Origin of the sequence: Kineococcus sp. R86509 (genome assembly GCF_042466365.1) — a bacterium.
Taxonomy (GTDB): domain Bacteria; phylum Actinomycetota; class Actinomycetes; order Actinomycetales; family Kineococcaceae; genus Kineococcus.
In genome coordinates this window covers 3,187,328-3,202,840 of the sequence record NZ_JAXHCE010000001.1, presented here as the reverse complement: position 1 = coordinate 3,202,840, position 15,513 = coordinate 3,187,328, and the positions used below count along the sequence as shown (strand labels likewise).

The 15,513-nt window shown below is 72.0% G+C and carries 20 protein-coding genes; 12 read left to right on the top strand and 8 right to left on the bottom strand.

Annotation, left to right across the window (positions count from 1 at the left end; all coding sequences use genetic code 11):
- Nucleotides 1-31: 31 nt before the first annotated feature.
- The 3 genes from SJY07_RS15615 to SJY07_RS15605 are packed head-to-tail and all read left to right on the top strand — an operon-like array spanning nt 32 to nt 2,583.
- Nucleotides 32-490, top strand: coding sequence for an ankyrin repeat domain-containing protein (locus SJY07_RS15615; RefSeq protein WP_380160349.1), 459 nt, complete (start codon nt 32-34; stop codon nt 488-490).
- 37 nt (nt 491-527) lie between these two features.
- Nucleotides 528-1,910, top strand: a complete 1,383-nt coding sequence (locus SJY07_RS15610; RefSeq protein WP_380160347.1) for a TrkH family potassium uptake protein — start codon at nt 528-530, stop codon at nt 1,908-1,910.
- Nucleotides 1,903-2,583: a TrkA family potassium uptake protein gene (locus SJY07_RS15605; protein ID WP_328293316.1), complete on the top strand. Its 681-nt coding sequence runs from the start codon at nt 1,903-1,905 to the stop codon at nt 2,581-2,583. The genes SJY07_RS15610 and SJY07_RS15605 overlap by 8 nt, the downstream gene beginning before the upstream one ends.
- Here the strand turns inward: SJY07_RS15605 and SJY07_RS15600 are convergent.
- Entirely contained in the window at nt 2,566-2,751 is a 186-nt protein-coding gene (locus tag SJY07_RS15600) for a hypothetical protein (RefSeq protein ID WP_328293317.1), read from the bottom strand. The genes SJY07_RS15605 and SJY07_RS15600 overlap by 18 nt on opposite strands.
- Before the next feature lie 92 nt (nt 2,752-2,843).
- On the opposite strand from SJY07_RS15600, the gene SJY07_RS15595 reads away from it, so the two are divergent.
- From SJY07_RS15595 to SJY07_RS15585, 3 genes are all read left to right on the top strand, one after another.
- Nucleotides 2,844-3,293: a MarR family transcriptional regulator gene (locus tag SJY07_RS15595; RefSeq protein WP_328293318.1), complete on the top strand. Its 450-nt coding sequence runs from the start codon at nt 2,844-2,846 to the stop codon at nt 3,291-3,293.
- A 20-nt stretch (nt 3,294-3,313) separates the two neighbouring features.
- Nucleotides 3,314-4,552 (top strand): MFS transporter, encoded by a 1,239-nt coding sequence (locus tag SJY07_RS15590; RefSeq protein ID WP_380160344.1) that lies wholly within the window; start codon nt 3,314-3,316, stop codon nt 4,550-4,552.
- A gap of 72 nt (nt 4,553-4,624) precedes the next feature.
- On the top strand, nt 4,625-5,302 hold the full coding sequence (locus tag SJY07_RS15585) for a thymidine kinase (protein WP_328293320.1): 678 nt from the start codon (nt 4,625-4,627) through the stop codon (nt 5,300-5,302).
- On the opposite strand, the gene SJY07_RS15580 is transcribed toward SJY07_RS15585, so the two are convergent.
- Complete coding sequence (locus tag SJY07_RS15580; protein WP_380160341.1) at nt 5,290-5,769, bottom strand: MarR family winged helix-turn-helix transcriptional regulator; 480 nt, start codon at nt 5,767-5,769, stop codon at nt 5,290-5,292. The two genes, SJY07_RS15585 and SJY07_RS15580, sit on opposite strands and share 13 nt — an antisense overlap.
- Nucleotides 5,770-5,931: 162 nt before the next feature.
- Between SJY07_RS15580 and SJY07_RS15575 the strand changes: the two genes are divergently transcribed.
- Together SJY07_RS15575 and SJY07_RS15570 are read left to right on the top strand one after the other, a co-directional pair.
- Entirely contained in the window at nt 5,932-6,177 is a 246-nt protein-coding gene (locus SJY07_RS15575; RefSeq protein ID WP_328293322.1) for a DUF2630 family protein, read from the top strand.
- A gap of 53 nt (nt 6,178-6,230) precedes the next feature.
- The gene (locus SJY07_RS15570) at nt 6,231-6,989 is read left to right on the top strand and encodes an SDR family oxidoreductase (RefSeq protein WP_328293323.1); all 759 of its coding nucleotides are present in this window, start codon (nt 6,231-6,233) and stop codon (nt 6,987-6,989) included.
- A 9-nt stretch (nt 6,990-6,998) separates the two neighbouring features.
- Here the strand turns inward: SJY07_RS15570 and SJY07_RS15565 are convergent, their stop codons facing one another.
- Nucleotides 6,999-7,658, bottom strand: coding sequence for a TetR/AcrR family transcriptional regulator (locus SJY07_RS15565; RefSeq protein WP_380160339.1), 660 nt, complete (start codon nt 7,656-7,658; stop codon nt 6,999-7,001).
- 101 nt (nt 7,659-7,759) lie between these two features.
- Between SJY07_RS15565 and SJY07_RS15560 the strand changes: the two genes are divergently transcribed.
- Nucleotides 7,760-9,328, top strand: coding sequence for an MFS transporter (locus tag SJY07_RS15560; protein ID WP_380160337.1), 1,569 nt, complete (start codon nt 7,760-7,762; stop codon nt 9,326-9,328).
- Between the two features lie 9 nt (nt 9,329-9,337).
- Here the strand turns inward: SJY07_RS15560 and SJY07_RS15555 are convergent, their stop codons facing one another.
- Nucleotides 9,338-9,832 (bottom strand): pyridoxamine 5'-phosphate oxidase family protein, encoded by a 495-nt coding sequence (locus tag SJY07_RS15555; protein ID WP_328293326.1) that lies wholly within the window; start codon nt 9,830-9,832, stop codon nt 9,338-9,340.
- Nucleotides 9,833-10,013: 181 nt separating this feature from the next.
- On the opposite strand from SJY07_RS15555, the gene SJY07_RS15550 reads away from it, so the two are divergent.
- Nucleotides 10,014-10,616 (top strand): ClpP family protease, encoded by a 603-nt coding sequence (locus tag SJY07_RS15550; protein WP_380160335.1) that lies wholly within the window; start codon nt 10,014-10,016, stop codon nt 10,614-10,616.
- 13 nt (nt 10,617-10,629) lie between these two features.
- A complete protein-coding gene (locus SJY07_RS15545) occupies nt 10,630-11,229 on the top strand; it encodes an ATP-dependent Clp protease proteolytic subunit (RefSeq protein WP_380160333.1) in 600 nt (199 codons plus the stop codon).
- A gap of 10 nt (nt 11,230-11,239) precedes the next feature.
- Here SJY07_RS15545 and SJY07_RS15540 read toward each other — a convergent pair whose 3' ends face one another.
- The 4 genes from SJY07_RS15540 to SJY07_RS15525 all read right to left on the bottom strand — a co-directional run bounded on the left by SJY07_RS15540 (nt 11,240) and on the right by SJY07_RS15525 (nt 14,649).
- Nucleotides 11,240-11,596, bottom strand: coding sequence for a helix-turn-helix transcriptional regulator (locus SJY07_RS15540; protein WP_328293329.1), 357 nt, complete (start codon nt 11,594-11,596; stop codon nt 11,240-11,242).
- 107 nt (nt 11,597-11,703) lie between these two features.
- Nucleotides 11,704-13,257, bottom strand: coding sequence for a methyl-accepting chemotaxis protein (locus tag SJY07_RS15535; RefSeq protein ID WP_380160331.1), 1,554 nt, complete (start codon nt 13,255-13,257; stop codon nt 11,704-11,706).
- 82 nt (nt 13,258-13,339) lie between these two features.
- Nucleotides 13,340-13,837, bottom strand: a complete 498-nt coding sequence (locus tag SJY07_RS15530; RefSeq protein WP_328293331.1) for a SigE family RNA polymerase sigma factor — start codon at nt 13,835-13,837, stop codon at nt 13,340-13,342.
- Nucleotides 13,838-13,839: 2 nt separating this feature from the next.
- Nucleotides 13,840-14,649: a hypothetical protein gene (locus tag SJY07_RS15525; protein ID WP_380160328.1), complete on the bottom strand. Its 810-nt coding sequence runs from the start codon at nt 14,647-14,649 to the stop codon at nt 13,840-13,842.
- Between the two features lie 77 nt (nt 14,650-14,726).
- Between SJY07_RS15525 and SJY07_RS15520 the strand changes: the two genes are divergently transcribed.
- On the top strand, nt 14,727-15,449 hold the full coding sequence (locus SJY07_RS15520; RefSeq protein ID WP_380160326.1) for a hypothetical protein: 723 nt from the start codon (nt 14,727-14,729) through the stop codon (nt 15,447-15,449).
- Nucleotides 15,450-15,513: the final 64 nt, after the last annotated feature.

Sequence of the window (15,513 nt, the reverse complement as noted above, 5' to 3'; positions counted from 1 at the left end):
CTCCGACCTGCCCCCGTCCTACCCTCGTGGCGTGACGGAGCGCCGTGAGGAGACCCCCGCCGGGCCACCCCGGACCGACCCGGTCGGACCGGCCGACGAGGGCGAGGAACGAGCCCTCGAACTCGCACACCGCGTCTTCGAGCACGCCCGCAACGGCCGGGCCCGGGAACTGTGCGGGTACCTCGACCTCGGCATCCCCGTGAACTCGACCGACAGCGAGGGCAACTCCCTGGTCATGCTCGCCGCCTACCACGGGCACCCGCGCACCGTGATCGCGCTGCTCGAACGCGGCGCCGACCCCGACCGGGTGAACGCCCGCGGCCAGACCCCGCTGGCCGGCGCAGTCTTCAAGGGCGAACGCGACGTCGTCGCCGCCCTCGTGGCTGCCGACGCCGACCCCTACCTCGGAACGCCCAACGCCCTCGAATCGGCGCGGTTCTTCGGCCGAGCCGACATCCTAGAACTGCTCGAGGTGCCCGGCGAGGAGTAGGACCTGGGTAGCCTGACCCGGTCGACGCGCCCGCGTCGTGCGATCGACGCAAGCGGAGGCCCTGCCGGTGGACGCCAGTTCCCCGCGTCGACCGCGCATCATGCGCCACCCGGCCCAGGTCGTGGCACTGGCCTTCGCGGCCGTCGCCTCGGTCGGCACGGTCCTGCTGCTGATCCCCGTCTCCCGGCGCGGTGAGGGCGGCGCGACGCTCGTCGAAGCGCTGTTCACCGCCATCAGCGCGCTCTGCGTGACCGGCCACGTCGTCGTCGACACCCGGGAGCACTGGTCGAACGTCGGTCTCGTCGTCATCCTCGCCCTCGCCCAGATCGGCGGGTTCGGCATCATGACGTCCGCCTCGCTGCTGGGCGTCTTCGCCTCGCGCCGCCTCGGGCTGCGCTCGCGCCTGCTGACGGCGACGGAGTCGCGCGGGCTGGACCTCGGCGACGTGCGGACGGTCCTGCTCGGCGTCGTGCGGGTCTCGGTGGCACTGGAACTCCTGACCGCCGTCGTCCTGTCCGCGCGGTTGTTCCTCGGCTACGGGCGGCCCTTCTCCTCGGCGTTGTGGGAGGGGACGTTCCTGGCGATCTCGTCCTTCAACAACGCGGGGTTCGTGCTGCGCGGGAACAGCATGACCGACTTCGTGAGCGACCCGTGGATGTGCCTGCCGGTGGTCGTCGCCTCGTTCCTGGGCGGGCTCGGCTTCCCCGTCCTGCTCGAGCTCAGACGGCAGTTCCGGTTGCCGCGGCGCTGGTCGCTGCACACGAAGCTGACCCTCGCGACGACCGTCCCGCTGCTGGTGCTCGGCACGTTGTTCCTCACCGTCAACGAGTGGCACAACCCCGCGACGCTGGGCCCGCTGGACTGGTGGGCCCGCCCGCTGGCCGGGCTGTTCCAGGCCTCGGCGACCCGCAGCTCGGGGTTCAACTCCGTCGACATCACCCAGCTGAACGGGGGTTCGTGGCTCGTCATGGACGTCCTGATGTTCATCGGCGGTGGGTCCGCGAGCACGGCCGGTGGCATCAAGGTGACGACGTTCGCGCTGCTCGCGGTGGCCGTGTACGCGGAGGCCCGCGGCGAGCCCACGGTCAGCATCTTCGCCCGTCGCGTCCCCGACCGGGTGGTGCGCCAGGCCCTCACCGTCGCCCTGGTGTCCGTCGCGGTGGTCGTCGTCGCGACCACCCTCCTGGTCGAGATGACCCGTGCGCCGCTGGACATGGTCGTCTTCGAGGTCGTGTCCTCGTTCGCCACCGTCGGGCTCTCCTCGGGGTTGCTGGTCCAGCTCCCCGACTCCGGACAGGTCATCCTGGCGTTGTTGATGTTCATCGGCCGGCTCGGGCCGATCACCCTCGGCGCAGCCCTCGCGCTGCGCGAACGGACCCGCATGTACGAGTACCCCGAAGGGAGACCGATCATTGGCTAAGCGCTCGGCTCTGGCGAGTCCCCGTTCCGTCGTCGTCATCGGCCTCGGCCGGTTCGGACGGTCCCTCGCGCTGGAGCTCATGGAGGACGGTCGGGTCGACGTGCTCGGCATCGACAACGACCCGGCCCTCGTCGACGAGCTCGCGAGTTCGCTGACCCACGCCGTCGTCGCGGACTCCACCAAGGAGGAGGCGCTGCGGCAGTTGTCGGTGCAGGAGTTCGACCGGGCCGTCGTGGGCATCGGGACGAACCTCGAGGCGAGCATCCTCACCGTGTCGCTGCTGCTGCAGTTCGGGATCCGGAACGTGTGGGCGAAGGCGATCAGCGAGTCCCACGCCCGGATCCTCACGCAGCTCGGGGCCCACAAGGTGATCCGCCCCGAGCACGAGATGGGGTTGCGGGTCGCCCACCTGGTGCGCGGCCGGATGCTCGACTACATCGAGTTCGACGACGGCTTCGCCATGGTCAAGACGACCCCGCCGGCGCCGATCGTGGGCAAGAGCCTCGGTCAGGTGAGGTTGCGCAGCACCTACCGCGTGACGGTCGTCGCGCACCACTCCCCCGGCACGGGGTTCACCTACGCCACCCCGGAGACCGTCCTCGCCGCCGAGGACGTGATCATCGTCTCCGGGCAGATCCGCGACGTGGAGGCGTTCTCAGCGCTCTCCGGCTGAGTCGTCGGGGGTCTCCTCGTCGGGCCCCCGGCGCTCGACGCCGGGCAGCCGGCGTCGTTCGGGCTCGCCCCGCTCGACGCGGGTCAGGTCGATGAGACTGCGCCGGTCGTCCCGACGGCGTCGTTGGGCGTCCTCGTCGGTCTGCTCGACCGGCTGATCGTCACTCACCGGACAAGCTCACCACGCTGTGTGCTCGCGTGTCACCTCACCCGCCCCGTTTCCGGGTCGACGACCCACCGAGAACGACATATAGTGTCCCTATGCAACTACGTGAGGACCTGGCCCAGCGCCTGCTCCTCGCCTGCGCGGACCTGACCCGCGCGGTGACCGCGGCCGCCGACGACACCCGCCTCTCCCTCACGCAGGCCCGGGTCCTCGGCAACCTCGACCGGCACGGCCCGCTGCGCGTCAGCCGCCTCGCCGAGCTCGAGCACTGCGCCCAGCCGAGCATGACCGGCCTCGTCGGTCGCCTCGCCACCGCGGGCTTCGCGAGCCGCAGCACCGACCCCGACGACGCCCGGGCGGTGCTCGTCGCCGTGACCCCCGCCGGCCGCGACGAACTCGCGCGGCACCGGGTCCTGCTCCGCGAACCCCTCGTCCGCGCCGTCGGGGACCGCGGCCCCGACGACCTCACCGAACTCGCCCGCGTCACCGAACTCCTCGAGGGGCTCTCGGGGTCGGTCCGCGCAGGCGTCCCCGCACCCCGCTGACACCACCTGGAAGGATTCCCGTGTCGTCCTCCGACACCGATGTGAAACCCGGACTGCTGAAGCAGCCCATCGCGGTCTGGGCCGTCGCCTTCGCCGCCGTCGTCTCCTTCATGGGCATCGGTCTCGTCGACCCGATCCTGCCGGCCATCGCCGGTCAACTCGGCGCCACCAAGGCCCAGACGCTGCTGCTGTTCACGTCCTACCTGGGCATCACCGGTCTCGCGATGCTGCTCACCGGGTGGGTCTCCAGCCGGTTCGGGGCTAAGAAGACCCTCATGACCGGCCTCGTCCTCATCGTCGTCTTCGCAGCTCTCGCAGGGTCTTCCGGTTCCATCGGCGAGATCGTCGGGTTCCGTGCGGGCTGGGGGCTGGGGAACTCGCTGTTCATCGCGACCGCCCTGGCCACCATCGTCGGCGCGGCCAGCGGCGGGATGGCGAACGCGATCATCCTCTACGAGGCGGCGCTCGGGCTCGGCATCGCGACCGGTCCGCTGGTCGGTGGCCTGCTCGGTGAGGTGTCCTGGCGCGGACCGTTCTTCGGCACCGCCGTCCTGATGGCCATCGCCTTCGTCGCCATCGTCACCCTGCTCCCCGCCACCCCGAAACCCGCCGTCAAGGTGTCGATCACCGACCCGATCCGGGCGCTGGGCCACAAGGGCCTGCGGACGGTCGCGGCGATGGCGTTCCTCTACAACTTCGGGTTCTTCACCCTGCTCGCCTACACCCCGTTCGCCCTCGAGATCTCCTCGCCGATCCGGCTGGGACTGGTGTTCTTCGGGTGGGGCCTCTGCCTGGCGATCGCCTCGGTGGCCATCGCCCCACGCTTGCAGCGCCGGTTCGGGACGGTCCCCGTGGTGACGGCGATGCTCGCGCTGTTCGCGGTCGTCCTGCTGCTCGAGGCCGTGTTCGTCCACGACAAGGCCGTCCTGGTGGTCGGGACGATCGTCGCCGGGCTCTTCCTCGGCGTGAACAACACCATCGTCACCGAGCTGGTCATGGAGGTCTCGCCGGTCCCGCGCTCGACGGCGTCGGCCGCCTACTCCTTCGTCCGGTTCATCGGCGGCGCCATCGCCGCCTGGGCCGCGGGTGAGCTCGGCGAGGTCTTCACCGACTGGTCCCCCTTCGTCCTCGGCGGCGTCGGCGTCCTCGTCGGGCTGGTCGTGCTGCAGAGCGGGCGTCGACACCTCGTCGTCGTGCACGACGACCCCGCCCCGCACACCCCCGCCGAGGCCCAGGCCGTCACCGCCGGCGACGCCTGACGCCCCACCTCACGCGCCCCACCCGTCCCAGCGGAACGGGTGGGGCGCGGTGGTGCGGCAAGATGGCCCCTCGTGGCTGAACTGGTGTTCTTCTCGGGAACGATGGACTGCGGGAAGTCGACGCTGGCGCTGCAGACGGATCACAACCACCGCGTCCAGGGGCGTCGAGGACTGCTCTTCACGCGCTTCGACCGGGCGGGGACCGCGACGATCTCCAGCCGGATCGGTCTCGCGCGGCCGGCTCTCGAGGTCGGGGAGACCACCGACCTGTGGGCCGAGGTGAGCCGCCGGCACGCCGAGGAACCCCTCGACTACGTGGTGTGCGACGAGGCCCAGTTCTACGACCCGGAGCAGGTCGAGCAGCTCGCGCGCCTCGTCGACGACCTCGACATCGAGGTCTTCGCGTTCGGGATCACCGCCGACTTCCGCACCAGGCTCTTCCCCGGCTCGGCCCGCTTCATCGAGCTCGCCGACCGGGTGCAGGTCCCGCAGGTCGAGGCCTTGTGCTGGTGCGGGCGACGGGCCACCCACAACGCACGGACGGTCGACGGGGTCATGGTCGTGGCCGGTGAGCAGGTCGTCGTCGGCGACGTCGTCAACGGGGGTCACCCCGAGGGGACCCTCGACGTGGGCGACGTGGGAACCGTCGAGTACGAGGTCCTCTGCCGCCGCCACCACGGCCGACGTCAGACGAAGGCGCACCGGCCGGTGACGGTGGACGTGCGGGAGACGCAGCCTCAGCCCTCGTAACCGAGCGCCGTGGCGTCGGGGACGTCGACGTCGCCGGCGGCCGCCGCGAACCGGGCGAACCCGTCGCGCACGACGGCCCGGTCCTCCGCGCCGAGACGCCCGAGGACCTCCTCGAACTCCGTGCGCCGCCGGTCCAGCACCTGCCCCACGAGCACGCGCGCCTTGTCCGTCGGCGCGACCAGGACCTCGCGGCGGGTGTCCGGGTTGTCCTCGCGGGTCACCCAGCCGGCCGTGACCAGCCGGTCGACGGCGCGGGTGAACGTCGAGGGGTGGACGCCGATCGCCGCCGCGAGCGCACCGCTGCGCAACGGCCCGCGGCTGCAGATGAGCACCAGCACGCGGTACTGCTGCAGCGTCAGGGACTCGAGGGCGTCGGCCAGCGAACGCACGCTGATGCTCACGACCGCCCGGGACCCCGCGAGCACGGCGTCGACGTCCTCGTCGACCAGCTGATCAGGTGACTGCACGCGTGGATGCTAGTAGTTCCGCACGTCCGCGCGAGGGGAGTTGGCCCAGCTGGTCCGTGGTCCACCGCGTCGACCAGGGCTGACCCCGTGCCCGTCCGCGTGCGGGGCTCGCGATCGCGACGCCGAGGCGGGATGATCTCCTCCGACCGAGAGGAGACCCCTGTGAACGAGCACGACATCCACGTCAAGATCAACGACCTCGTCGCCGAGGAGCACCGGTTGCGGCAGGCGCTGCAGTCCGGGGAACTGACCGCCGCCGAGGAGCACGCGCAGCTGAAGGCCGCCGAGGAGGCCCTCGACCAGTGCTGGGACCTGCTGCGCCAGCGTGACGCCCGTCGCCACGCCGGGGAGAGCCCCGACGCGGCCGAGGCCCGGCCGGTCAGCGAGGTCGAGCACTACCAGCAGTGACTCGCGCGGAAACCCCTTGCCCGCGGGTGGGGGGTTTCCGCCACAGTGACCGGGTGGCCCAGCGACCGGTGGTTCTCGTGACGGGTGTCGGACGACGGGTGGGCATCGGGGCGGGGATCGCCGGGCGCCTCGCCGCAGACGGGTGGGACGTGGCGACCAGCCACTGGACCGCCTACGACGATCGGATGCCCTGGGGCCGCCGGGAGGACGATCCCGACGAGGTCCACACGGAGCTGCGCGCGCACGGCGCCACGACGGTGGCCGTCGAGGCCGACCTGAGCCGGCCCGAGGCACCCGCGGAACTCTTCGACGCGGCCGAGTCCGCGCTGGGGCCGGTGACGGCTCTGGTCATGGCGCACTGCGAGTCGGTGGACTCCTCGATCCTCGACACCACCGTGGAGAGCTTCGACCGGCACGTCGCCGTCAACGCCCGCGCGGTGTGGTTGCTCGTCGCGGAGTTCGCCCGTCGCTACCGGGGAGAGCCCGGCGCGGGCCGGATCGTGGCCCTCACCAGCGACCACACCGTGCACAACCTGCCCTACGGCGCGAGCAAGGGTGCGCTGGACCGGATCGTGCTCGCCGCCGCCCGGGAACTGCAGGACCTGCGGATCACGGCGAACGTCGTGAACCCCGGACCGGTCGACACCGGCTGGATGGACGAGGGGTTGCGGGCCAGTGTCCTCGAGCGGAACCCGCTGGGCCGCAACGGTACCCCGCGAGACACCGCCAACCTCGTGTCGTTCCTGCTCTCCGAGCAGGGCGGGTGGATGAACGCGCAGCTGCTGTTCTCCGACGGCGGCTGGAAGGCCTGACCGCGCGGTCTAGCGTCGCGGCCGCAGGGTCATCGCCTCGTGGAACTCCTCCTCCGACAGCGGCGCTCCGGGCAGCCGGTGGGGGCGGTCGCGGGCGGGGGCGAGTCCGTCGAGCAGGACGCCCAGGGTCCGTCGCCAGTGCTCGGGGCTCACGGTGCCGCCGATCTGGGCCGCCGCCTGGACGGCGTGCAGCAGGGTGGCGATGTCGGTCCCCGCGACGTCCGGTCGCAGAACCCCGGCCTCGCGGCAGCGCGCGGTCAGCCGGTCGACCAGCGGCCCGAGCTCGGCGCGGGCGAGGGCGACCCCGACCCGACCGTGCGCGGGAGAGAGGACCGCGTCGCGCAGGCCCCGGTCGGCGGCCATCCGGGAACTCGCCGCCTCCAGGTAGGTGATCAGACCGTCCCACGGGTCCTCTGCGGCACAGGCGGTCTCGGCGAGACCGACGAGCGCGCGGATGCGGTCCTCGAACAGCGCCTCGACCAGGGCGTCCTTGTCGGCGAAGCGCCGGTACACGGTGGCCACCCCGAGACCCGCGTGGTGGGCGACGTCGTCGAGGGTGGCGGCGAGTCCGCGCTCGGCGAAGACCTCGACGGCCGCTTCGAGCGTGCGCCGGAGGTTGCGTTCCGCGTCGCGGCGCAGCGGTCGCTGGAGCGTGTCGTCGGTGTCCACGGCCGCATCCTACGCCGAAGCGGAGGTGTGTTCTCCCCTTTCGCTGGTACCCTCGACGCGAAGCGGAGAAGTCGTCTCCGCTGAGTTGGAGGAACCCCAGGATGAGCAGTACCGAGCAGGGTCGCCACCTCGCGCGACCGGACGCGACGACCGCGGACGGAGCGCGGACCCCCCGTCCCCGCACGCCCGGCGACGGCGCGCACGTGGCCGTGACCGCGGCCCCCGGCAAGGCGCAGTGGATCGTGCTGGCGGTCCTGTCGCTCGCCCAGCTGATGGTCGTCCTCGACGCGACCATCGTGAACATCGCGCTCCCGACCGCGCAGCAGGCCCTCGGGTTCTCCGACGAGAACCGCCAGTGGGTGGTGACCTCCTACGCGCTGGCGTTCGGCAGCCTCCTCCTGCTGGGCGGTCGGCTGTCCGACCTCGTCGGGCGCAAACCCATGTTCCTCGTCGGGCTCGTCGGGTTCGGGCTCGCCTCGGCCCTCGGCGGTGCCGCCCAGGGCTTCGGCCTGCTCATCGTGGCCCGCGCCCTCCAGGGCGCGTTCGGGGCGATGCTCGCCCCCGCCGCCCTGTCGCTGCTGACCACCACCTTCACCGACCCCGCCGCCCGCACCAAGGCGTTCGGCATCTTCGGCGGCGTCTCCGGCGCCGGCGGTGGCATCGGCCTGCTGCTCGGCGGGATCCTCACCGAGCACCTGTCCTGGCGCTGGTGCCTCTACATCAACGTCGTCCTCGCCGTCGTCGCGGTGATCGCGGGCGCGCTGCTGCTCAAGCACGAGAAGTCCCCCGACCGTCCTGTCCTGGACTGGGCCGGAACGGTCCTCGCGATCCTGGGCCTCGTCGGGGTCGTCTACGGCCTGGCCGGTGCGGAGTCGAACGGCTGGGCCGCGCCGTCCACCTGGGGTTTCCTCACCGCCGGGGTCGTCCTGCTCGCCGTGTTCTGCTGGTGGCAGTCCCGCGCGGAACACCCGCTGCTGCCGTTGCGCGTCGTCCTCGACCGCGACCGTGGCGGGGCGCTCATCGGGATCGCCGTCGTCGGCGCGGGGATGTTCGGCATCTTCCTGTTCCTGACCTACTACATGACCTCGACGCTGGGGTACTCCCCCGTGCAGACCGGCCTGGGGTTCCTGCCGATGATCGCGGCGATCTCCGTCGCCGCGGGCGTCGTGGGTTCGGTGCTCATGCCGCGCTTCGGGCCGAAACCCCTGACCCCGACGGGCCTGCTGCTCGCCGCGCTCGGGATGGTCTGGCTGACCGGGATCGACGTGGACTCCGCCTACGCCTCGGCGATCCTGCCGGGGTTGCTCGTGACCGGGCTCGGTCTGGGTTTCGTGTTCGCCTCGGCCATGGCGACGGCGACCCTGGGCATCCAGGCCTCCGACGCGGGCGTCGGCTCGGCGATGGCGAACACGTCCCAGCAGATCGGTGGTTCGGTCGGGACCGCCCTGCTGTCCGCCTTCGCCGGCAGCGCCGCGTCGAACTGGTTGAGCGGGAACGTCACCGGTGCCCCGACGGCGGCGGACGCGGCGCACGCCGCCGTCGCGAGCTACCACACGGCGTTCTGGTGGTCGGCGGGCTTCTTCGCCGTCGGCGCCGTCGTGACGGTGCTGCTGCTGCGCCGCGGCGCTCCCTCGATCGACCCCGACGCAGCACCGGTCATCGCCCACTGACCCCGTCGCTCAGAGCTCGACGGTCTCGTTCTCCCCGCCGGAGTACGGCTGACCGGTCACCTTGGCCTTGGCGAAGCTGACGAGCGAGGCGATGCGACCACCGGGCGTGTCCCAGTACTCGGCCGACTCCCCCGTGACGTGGAGGAGGACGACGTCCGCGTCCTCCTTCCCGTCGGGGAACCACGCCTCGACGACCGCGTTCCACAGGTCGGCCTTGCGGGCGGGGTCCACCACCAGCATGCCCTTCCCGGTCAGCGACACCCAGCTGCTGTCGGTGGCGACGGTGACGTTCACCAGGGGGTTGCGGGCCAGCTGCTCGAACTTCCGGGACGTGCGCTCGGCGAAGAACCACAGGTCCCCGTCGAAGTCGACCTGCTGGACGGCCATGGGACGGCTGATCGGCCTCCCGTCCAGGTCGCTCGTGGTGAGGAAGGCGGTGCGGCTGCCCTTGAGCAACTTCGCGACGGTGCTGACGTCCTGCGGGACGGACGGCTGATCGGACACGGTGGACCTCCAGGTCGAAGGGCCCCACCGTCCTCCACCGGCGCTCACCCCGCACGCCGAACGGCACCCGCACCACCCCCACCGCGTTCGCCGGTGGTGGATCTCCTCCCGGCAGAAAACCCTTCCCGCACGACCGGGGCGGGCCGACGGTGGAGTCATCCACTCACCGAGGGAGGCACCGATGAGCACGACCACCCTGGCCGGCCCGTTCGACGACCAGTTGTCCCAACGCCTGCTGTTCCAACGCATCGTGGTCCTGGGGCAGGAGGTCGACGACGCGATCGCGAACCGCGTCGCCGCGCAGCTCCTGCTGCTGTCGGCCGACGACCCGAAGAGCGACATCGCGCTGTACGTCAACTCCCCCGGGGGCTCGATCAGCGCCGGGCTCGCGATCTACGACACCATGCGGTTGATCCCCAACGACGTCTCGACGCTGGTGATGGGGATGGCCGCCAGCATGGGGCAGTTCCTGCTCTGCGCGGGGACCGCCGGCAAGCGCTACGCCCTGCCGCACGCGCGGGTCATGATGCACCAGCCCTCGGGCGGGATCGGCGGCACCGCGGCCGACATCGCGATCCAGGCCGAGAACCTCGCCCACACCAAGGCCACGATGCAGCGCCTCATCGCCGAGCACACCGGTCAGGACGTCGAGACGATCGAGCTCGACTCCCAGCGCGACCGGTGGTTCACCGCCGAGGAGGCCCAGCGGTACGGGATGGTCGACCACGTCGTCACGGGGGTCACCGACGTCCGGCTGGGCAGCGCCCGGAAGGTGGGGCTGTGACGTGGCTGCGCAGATGAGCTACCCGATCCCCTACGTCGTCGAGACCACCGCCCGCGGGGAACGCACCTCCGACGTGTTCAGCCGGTTGCTGTCGGACCGGATCGTGTTCCTGCACGGCGAGATCGACGACGGGGTCGCGAACGTCGTCATCGCCCAGCTGGTGCACCTCGCCTCGGAGTCACCGACGGCGGAGATCAACCTCTACATCAACTCCCCCGGCGGTTCCGCGACGGCGTTGATGGCGATCTACGACACCGTGCAGTTCGTCCAGCCGGACGTGGCGACGTTCTGCGTCGGGCAGGCGGCGTCGGCCGCCGCGGTGCTGCTGGCCGCCGGCGCTCCGGGGAAGCGCTCGGTGCTGGAGCACTCGCGGGTCCTGCTGCACCAACCGTCGGGCGGAGGCCAGGGAACGGCCGCGGACCTGCAGATCCAGGCGAAGGAGGTGCTGCGGATCCGCTCGGAGATCGAGGAGGTCCTCGCGCGGCACACCGGTCACCCGGTCGAGCGGCTGCGCGCCGACCTCGACCGCGACCTCGTCCTGCCGGGCGCCGCGGCCGTCGCCTACGGCGTCGCCGACCGGGTGATCACCCCGCCCCCGGCGCTGCCCGCGTGAGAGCGGTTCGTCAGGCGACGAGGGAGAGGGAGACCGTGGGCGCGGTGGACGCGGGGGCGAAGGCCGTCGCGCTCGTCACGTCGGTGACGTAGGAACCGGTGCGCTGCAGCAGTTCCGCGAGCGGGAGTTCCAGGGCCGAGCAGATCGCGGCCAGCACCTCCGAGGAGGGTTCCTTACGCCCGCGCTCGACCTCGGAGAGGTGCGGCAGCGACACCCTGGCCCTGACCGCGACGTCGGAGAGCGTGCGGTGCTGCTCCAGCCGTTCGGTGCGCAGGACCACGCCGATCGCGTGACGCAGCAGCGGATCCGGGCGACGACGGACCCGGTCACGGGACGCACGGGTCGGGACCAGGGTCAGCTTCGGCACGGGAACCTCCAGGCGAGGGAACCCTCGTGAAGCTACGCCCGGAGTTGGGGCCGCCGCGCTGCTGTCCGCTCAGGGCGGACAGCAGCGCGGCGGGTTCTGGGGGTGCGTCAGCGACGCTCGTAGACCGTCGCCATCTCGACCTGCTCGTCGATGACGTCGGAGATGCGGGCCTGGACGGTGTCGAGCTCGCGGATGATCGCCGCGGTCTCGTTGATGCCGCTGGACACCGCGTTGCTCGAGGCCTGGATCCCGGCGATCTGCTGCGCGACCCGCTGGGTGGCGTCCGCCGTCTCCCGCGCCAGGTCCTTGACCTCACTGGCGACGACGGCGAAACCGCGACCGAGCTCACCGGCACGGGCGGCCTCGATGGTCGCGTTGAGCGCGAGGAGGTTCGTCTGGTCGGCGATGGCGGAGATGATCTTGATGACCTCCCCCACGGCGGCCGAGGCCTGGGTGAGGGCGTCGACCTCACCCGTCATGTTCGAGGCCTGCCCGACGGCGGCGTCGGCGACCCGGCCGGCGTCCGTGACGGCGTCGCGCAACCGGGAGACGGTGTCCAGCAGCGCCGCCGAGGACGCCGCGTCGTTCTCCGAACGGCGCAGGACGTCGAGGCGTTGGGACACCAGCTGCTGCACGTTGCGCAGCGCCGAGGAGCGGGACTCGGAGAGGTCGATGACGTCGGTGGTGAAGAAGTCCATCGTCCCCACGACCTGCCCCTCGGACACGATCGGGAAGCAGACCCCGGACTTCACCCCGGCACGCTGCGCCGCGGGGGCCCGCACGCAGTCGGTCATCTCGGCGAGGTCGCGGACGAAGACGAGGTCACGGGCCCGCCAGGCACGACCGGAGAGGCCGACCCCCTCGGCGAAGCTCGCGGACAGGGTGACCCGGCGGAACTCCTCGCCGGCCGAACCCGACTCCACCTGGAACTTGAGGGTGTTGCTGGCGGGGTCGAGCGCCCAGTAGGACCCGTAGGCCCAGCCGAAGGCCTCGCGCACCGTCTCCAGCGCCCGGCGCAGCGCGCCGTCCTGGTTGCGGGCGTCACCGACGCTGGACACGACGGACGTGACAGCGGCCCGGTCGTTGAGGGTCTCCTGCAGGCCTGCGGTGTCGAGCGCGCGCCGACGGGCGTGCGCAGCGACGCGGGCGATGGCCCGCCACTTCTCGGCGCGGCCGCCGAAGAACGGCAGCTCGTTGTAGGAGTAGTACTCCTGCAGGCCGATGACCCGGCCGTCCTCGACGATGGGGACCTTGGCGCCGCTGCCCGCCCCGGCCGCGTGGGCCAGGTGCCAGCGCGGGGAGTTCAGGGCGTCCGGGGTGGCGTCGCACTGCACCGGTTCGCGCGTCGAGATGGCCCGACCGCCGCAGCCCTCCCCCGGCGTGATCAACGTCGAGCGGGACCCGGCGAGGGCGGGGGCCAGCGAACCCACCTCACCGGCGAGGCGGAACCGGCCGTCGGGACCCGGCACCCAGATCGCTCCGTAGCAGAGGTCCAGCGCCTCGACGAGCGCCCGGACGCAGGCCAGCTGAGCCTCGAGCTCGGTGGTGATGCCGGAGTCGAGGGCCGCGAGGACCGCCTCCAGCGCCTCGACGTCGCGGGGCATCGGACCGGTGAAGACCGCGCCGCCGGCCGAGGCCGAGCCCTTCTTGCGTCCGAACACGTCGGTCCCCCCCGAATCACGAAGCTTCTAGAAGCACTGCTCCCATCTCATCGGCCGAACGGGTGGCGGGCTTGAGGTGCGGTCAGGACAGGTGTTCGCGCATCGCGGCGAGCCCGCGGTGGGCGTTGCTGCGCACGGTGCCCGTGGTGACGTCGAGCAGGTCGGCGATCTGCTCGTCGGAGTAGTCCTCGAAGTGGCGCAGCACGAGGACCGTCCGCTGCTTGGTCGGCAGCTTGCGCAGCGCCTCGAGCAGCGCGTCCCGGTCGGCGATCTGGTTCGTGGAGTCCGCGAGACCGGCGTCGGGGAGGACCTCCGTCGCGTGCTCCCGGCGGGCCGCCCGGCGCCAGAACGACGTCGAGGCGTTGACCACCATGCGGTTGACGTAGGCGACCGGGTCGTCGGCCGTGCTGACCCGGCCCCACTTGAGCAGGGCCTTCGCCAGCACGTCCTGCACGACGTCCTCGGCCGTGTGCGGGTCGCGCAGCAACCCGCGCGCCAGGCGGACCAGCGCAGGACCACGGGCCTCGACGAACTCCTCGAAGGTCAACCTGGCGACCTCCTGGTCACTGCGGGTGCTCACGGTCATCGTGGCGCACCGCCCGCGTCCTGCAGCGCCGCGGCCTTGGCGAGGGCGGTCGTCGCGAGGTCAGCGGCCTGGGTGAGGGCCTCGGAGGACGTGGAGACCGGGGTGGTGATGTTCACCCGGACGACGAGCTGTCCGCGACGAGCGACGACGGCCGCCGTCCACTCCGCACCGGTGCTGACCGTCTGCGTGGACCCGGCGACGACCTGGTCGGCCTCCAGACCCAGGTCCGACGTCAACGTCCAGGGGCCGGACTCGGGCGCCTCCGTCCGGCAGGAGTCGGCCTGGGTCTGGGTCTGGGCCATCCAGTCCTGGGCCGCCTGGCCGCGGAAGAGCAGCACGTCCACCTGGGCCGAGGGCGGGATCGGGGCGACCATGACGTTCGCCGGCGCCCCCCAGCCCTTCGACCGGACGTCGACGACCGACGCGGTGTCGGCGTAGGTCTCGTCGGCGCACAGGCCGTAGTTCGGGGCCACGTTCGGGTCGAGGGGCTCGAGCCCGGTGATCACCGCCGCGACGTCCGCGTCCGTCAGCAGCGCACCGTCCGGGATCGACGCGACACTCGTCGCCGTCGCGACCGGCACGTTCGTCGGCGGCGTGCCGGGCCACTGGGAGATCCCGATCGGCACCCCGAGGGCGAGGACCGCGACGACGCCGGCCATCCCCTGCCGACGCCGTCGGATCGTGCGGGCGCGCCCCCGCGCACCCGCCGCGAGAGCGTTCACGTCGACCCCGGCGTCCGCCGATCCTGCGCGCTGCAACGCGCGGACGACGTCCGCCTCGTCGACTCCCCTCCTGTGCTCGCTCATGCCGGTCCCCCTCTGCGAGAGCCGGACTGTCCGGCGTCTCCGTGCAACAGACGCGCTGCTCCGTGCGTCTGTTGCACGTGAGCTCCAGGAAATTCACCCAGCTCCTGACCGTCGCGACGATGACCGTGGCCCTCGGGGCGTGCAGCGCCGGGTCGGGCGACTCGCCCGCCGTCCAGCCCTCCAGCACCAGCCCCCGTCCCAGCAGCGCGAGCAGCCCCACGACGACGGCACCGGTCGCCGATCCGGCAGCGCAGGAGGCCCTGCCGCAGCTGGCCCGGCAGCAGGGTGCGCAGACGTCGGCGCTCGCGCCCGCCGTGGGTCAGGACTCCCCCGACCTCGCGGTGCTGGCGAGCACGACCGACGACATCAGCACCTCGATCTCGTTCTGGGCCTGGGACGGGTCGGCCTTCCAGCCGGCGGGGAACGTCACCGCCGACGAACCCCTGCTGCCCCGACGCTCGCCGGAGTGGCACTACCTGACCGGCGGTCTCTACCCCGACGCCGTCGTCTACCTGCAGGGCGGCTCGATGAGCGGCGGCGTCGACGCCGTCATCGCCCGCCACGAGACCGACGGCTCGTGGCGGTTCGTCCCGCTGGAGGGACAGAGCGGGGACGGGATCGCCGTCGAGGACGACGTGTACGCGCACAACCCCGTCTTCGACGAGGGGTTCACCTTCGTGACCCGTGTGCAGGGGGGCGGTCCGGTGGCGGTGACCTACTGGCGCTACGAGGAGGGCGCCGGGAGGAGCTGGTTCACCCGCTCCCCCGCCCCGGACCCCGAGGCTACGAGAACCCCGTGACGGCGACACCGCGGTGGCCGTGAGCACTCATCCGGCGGCGCGCACGGCCAGACGCCCATCCGCT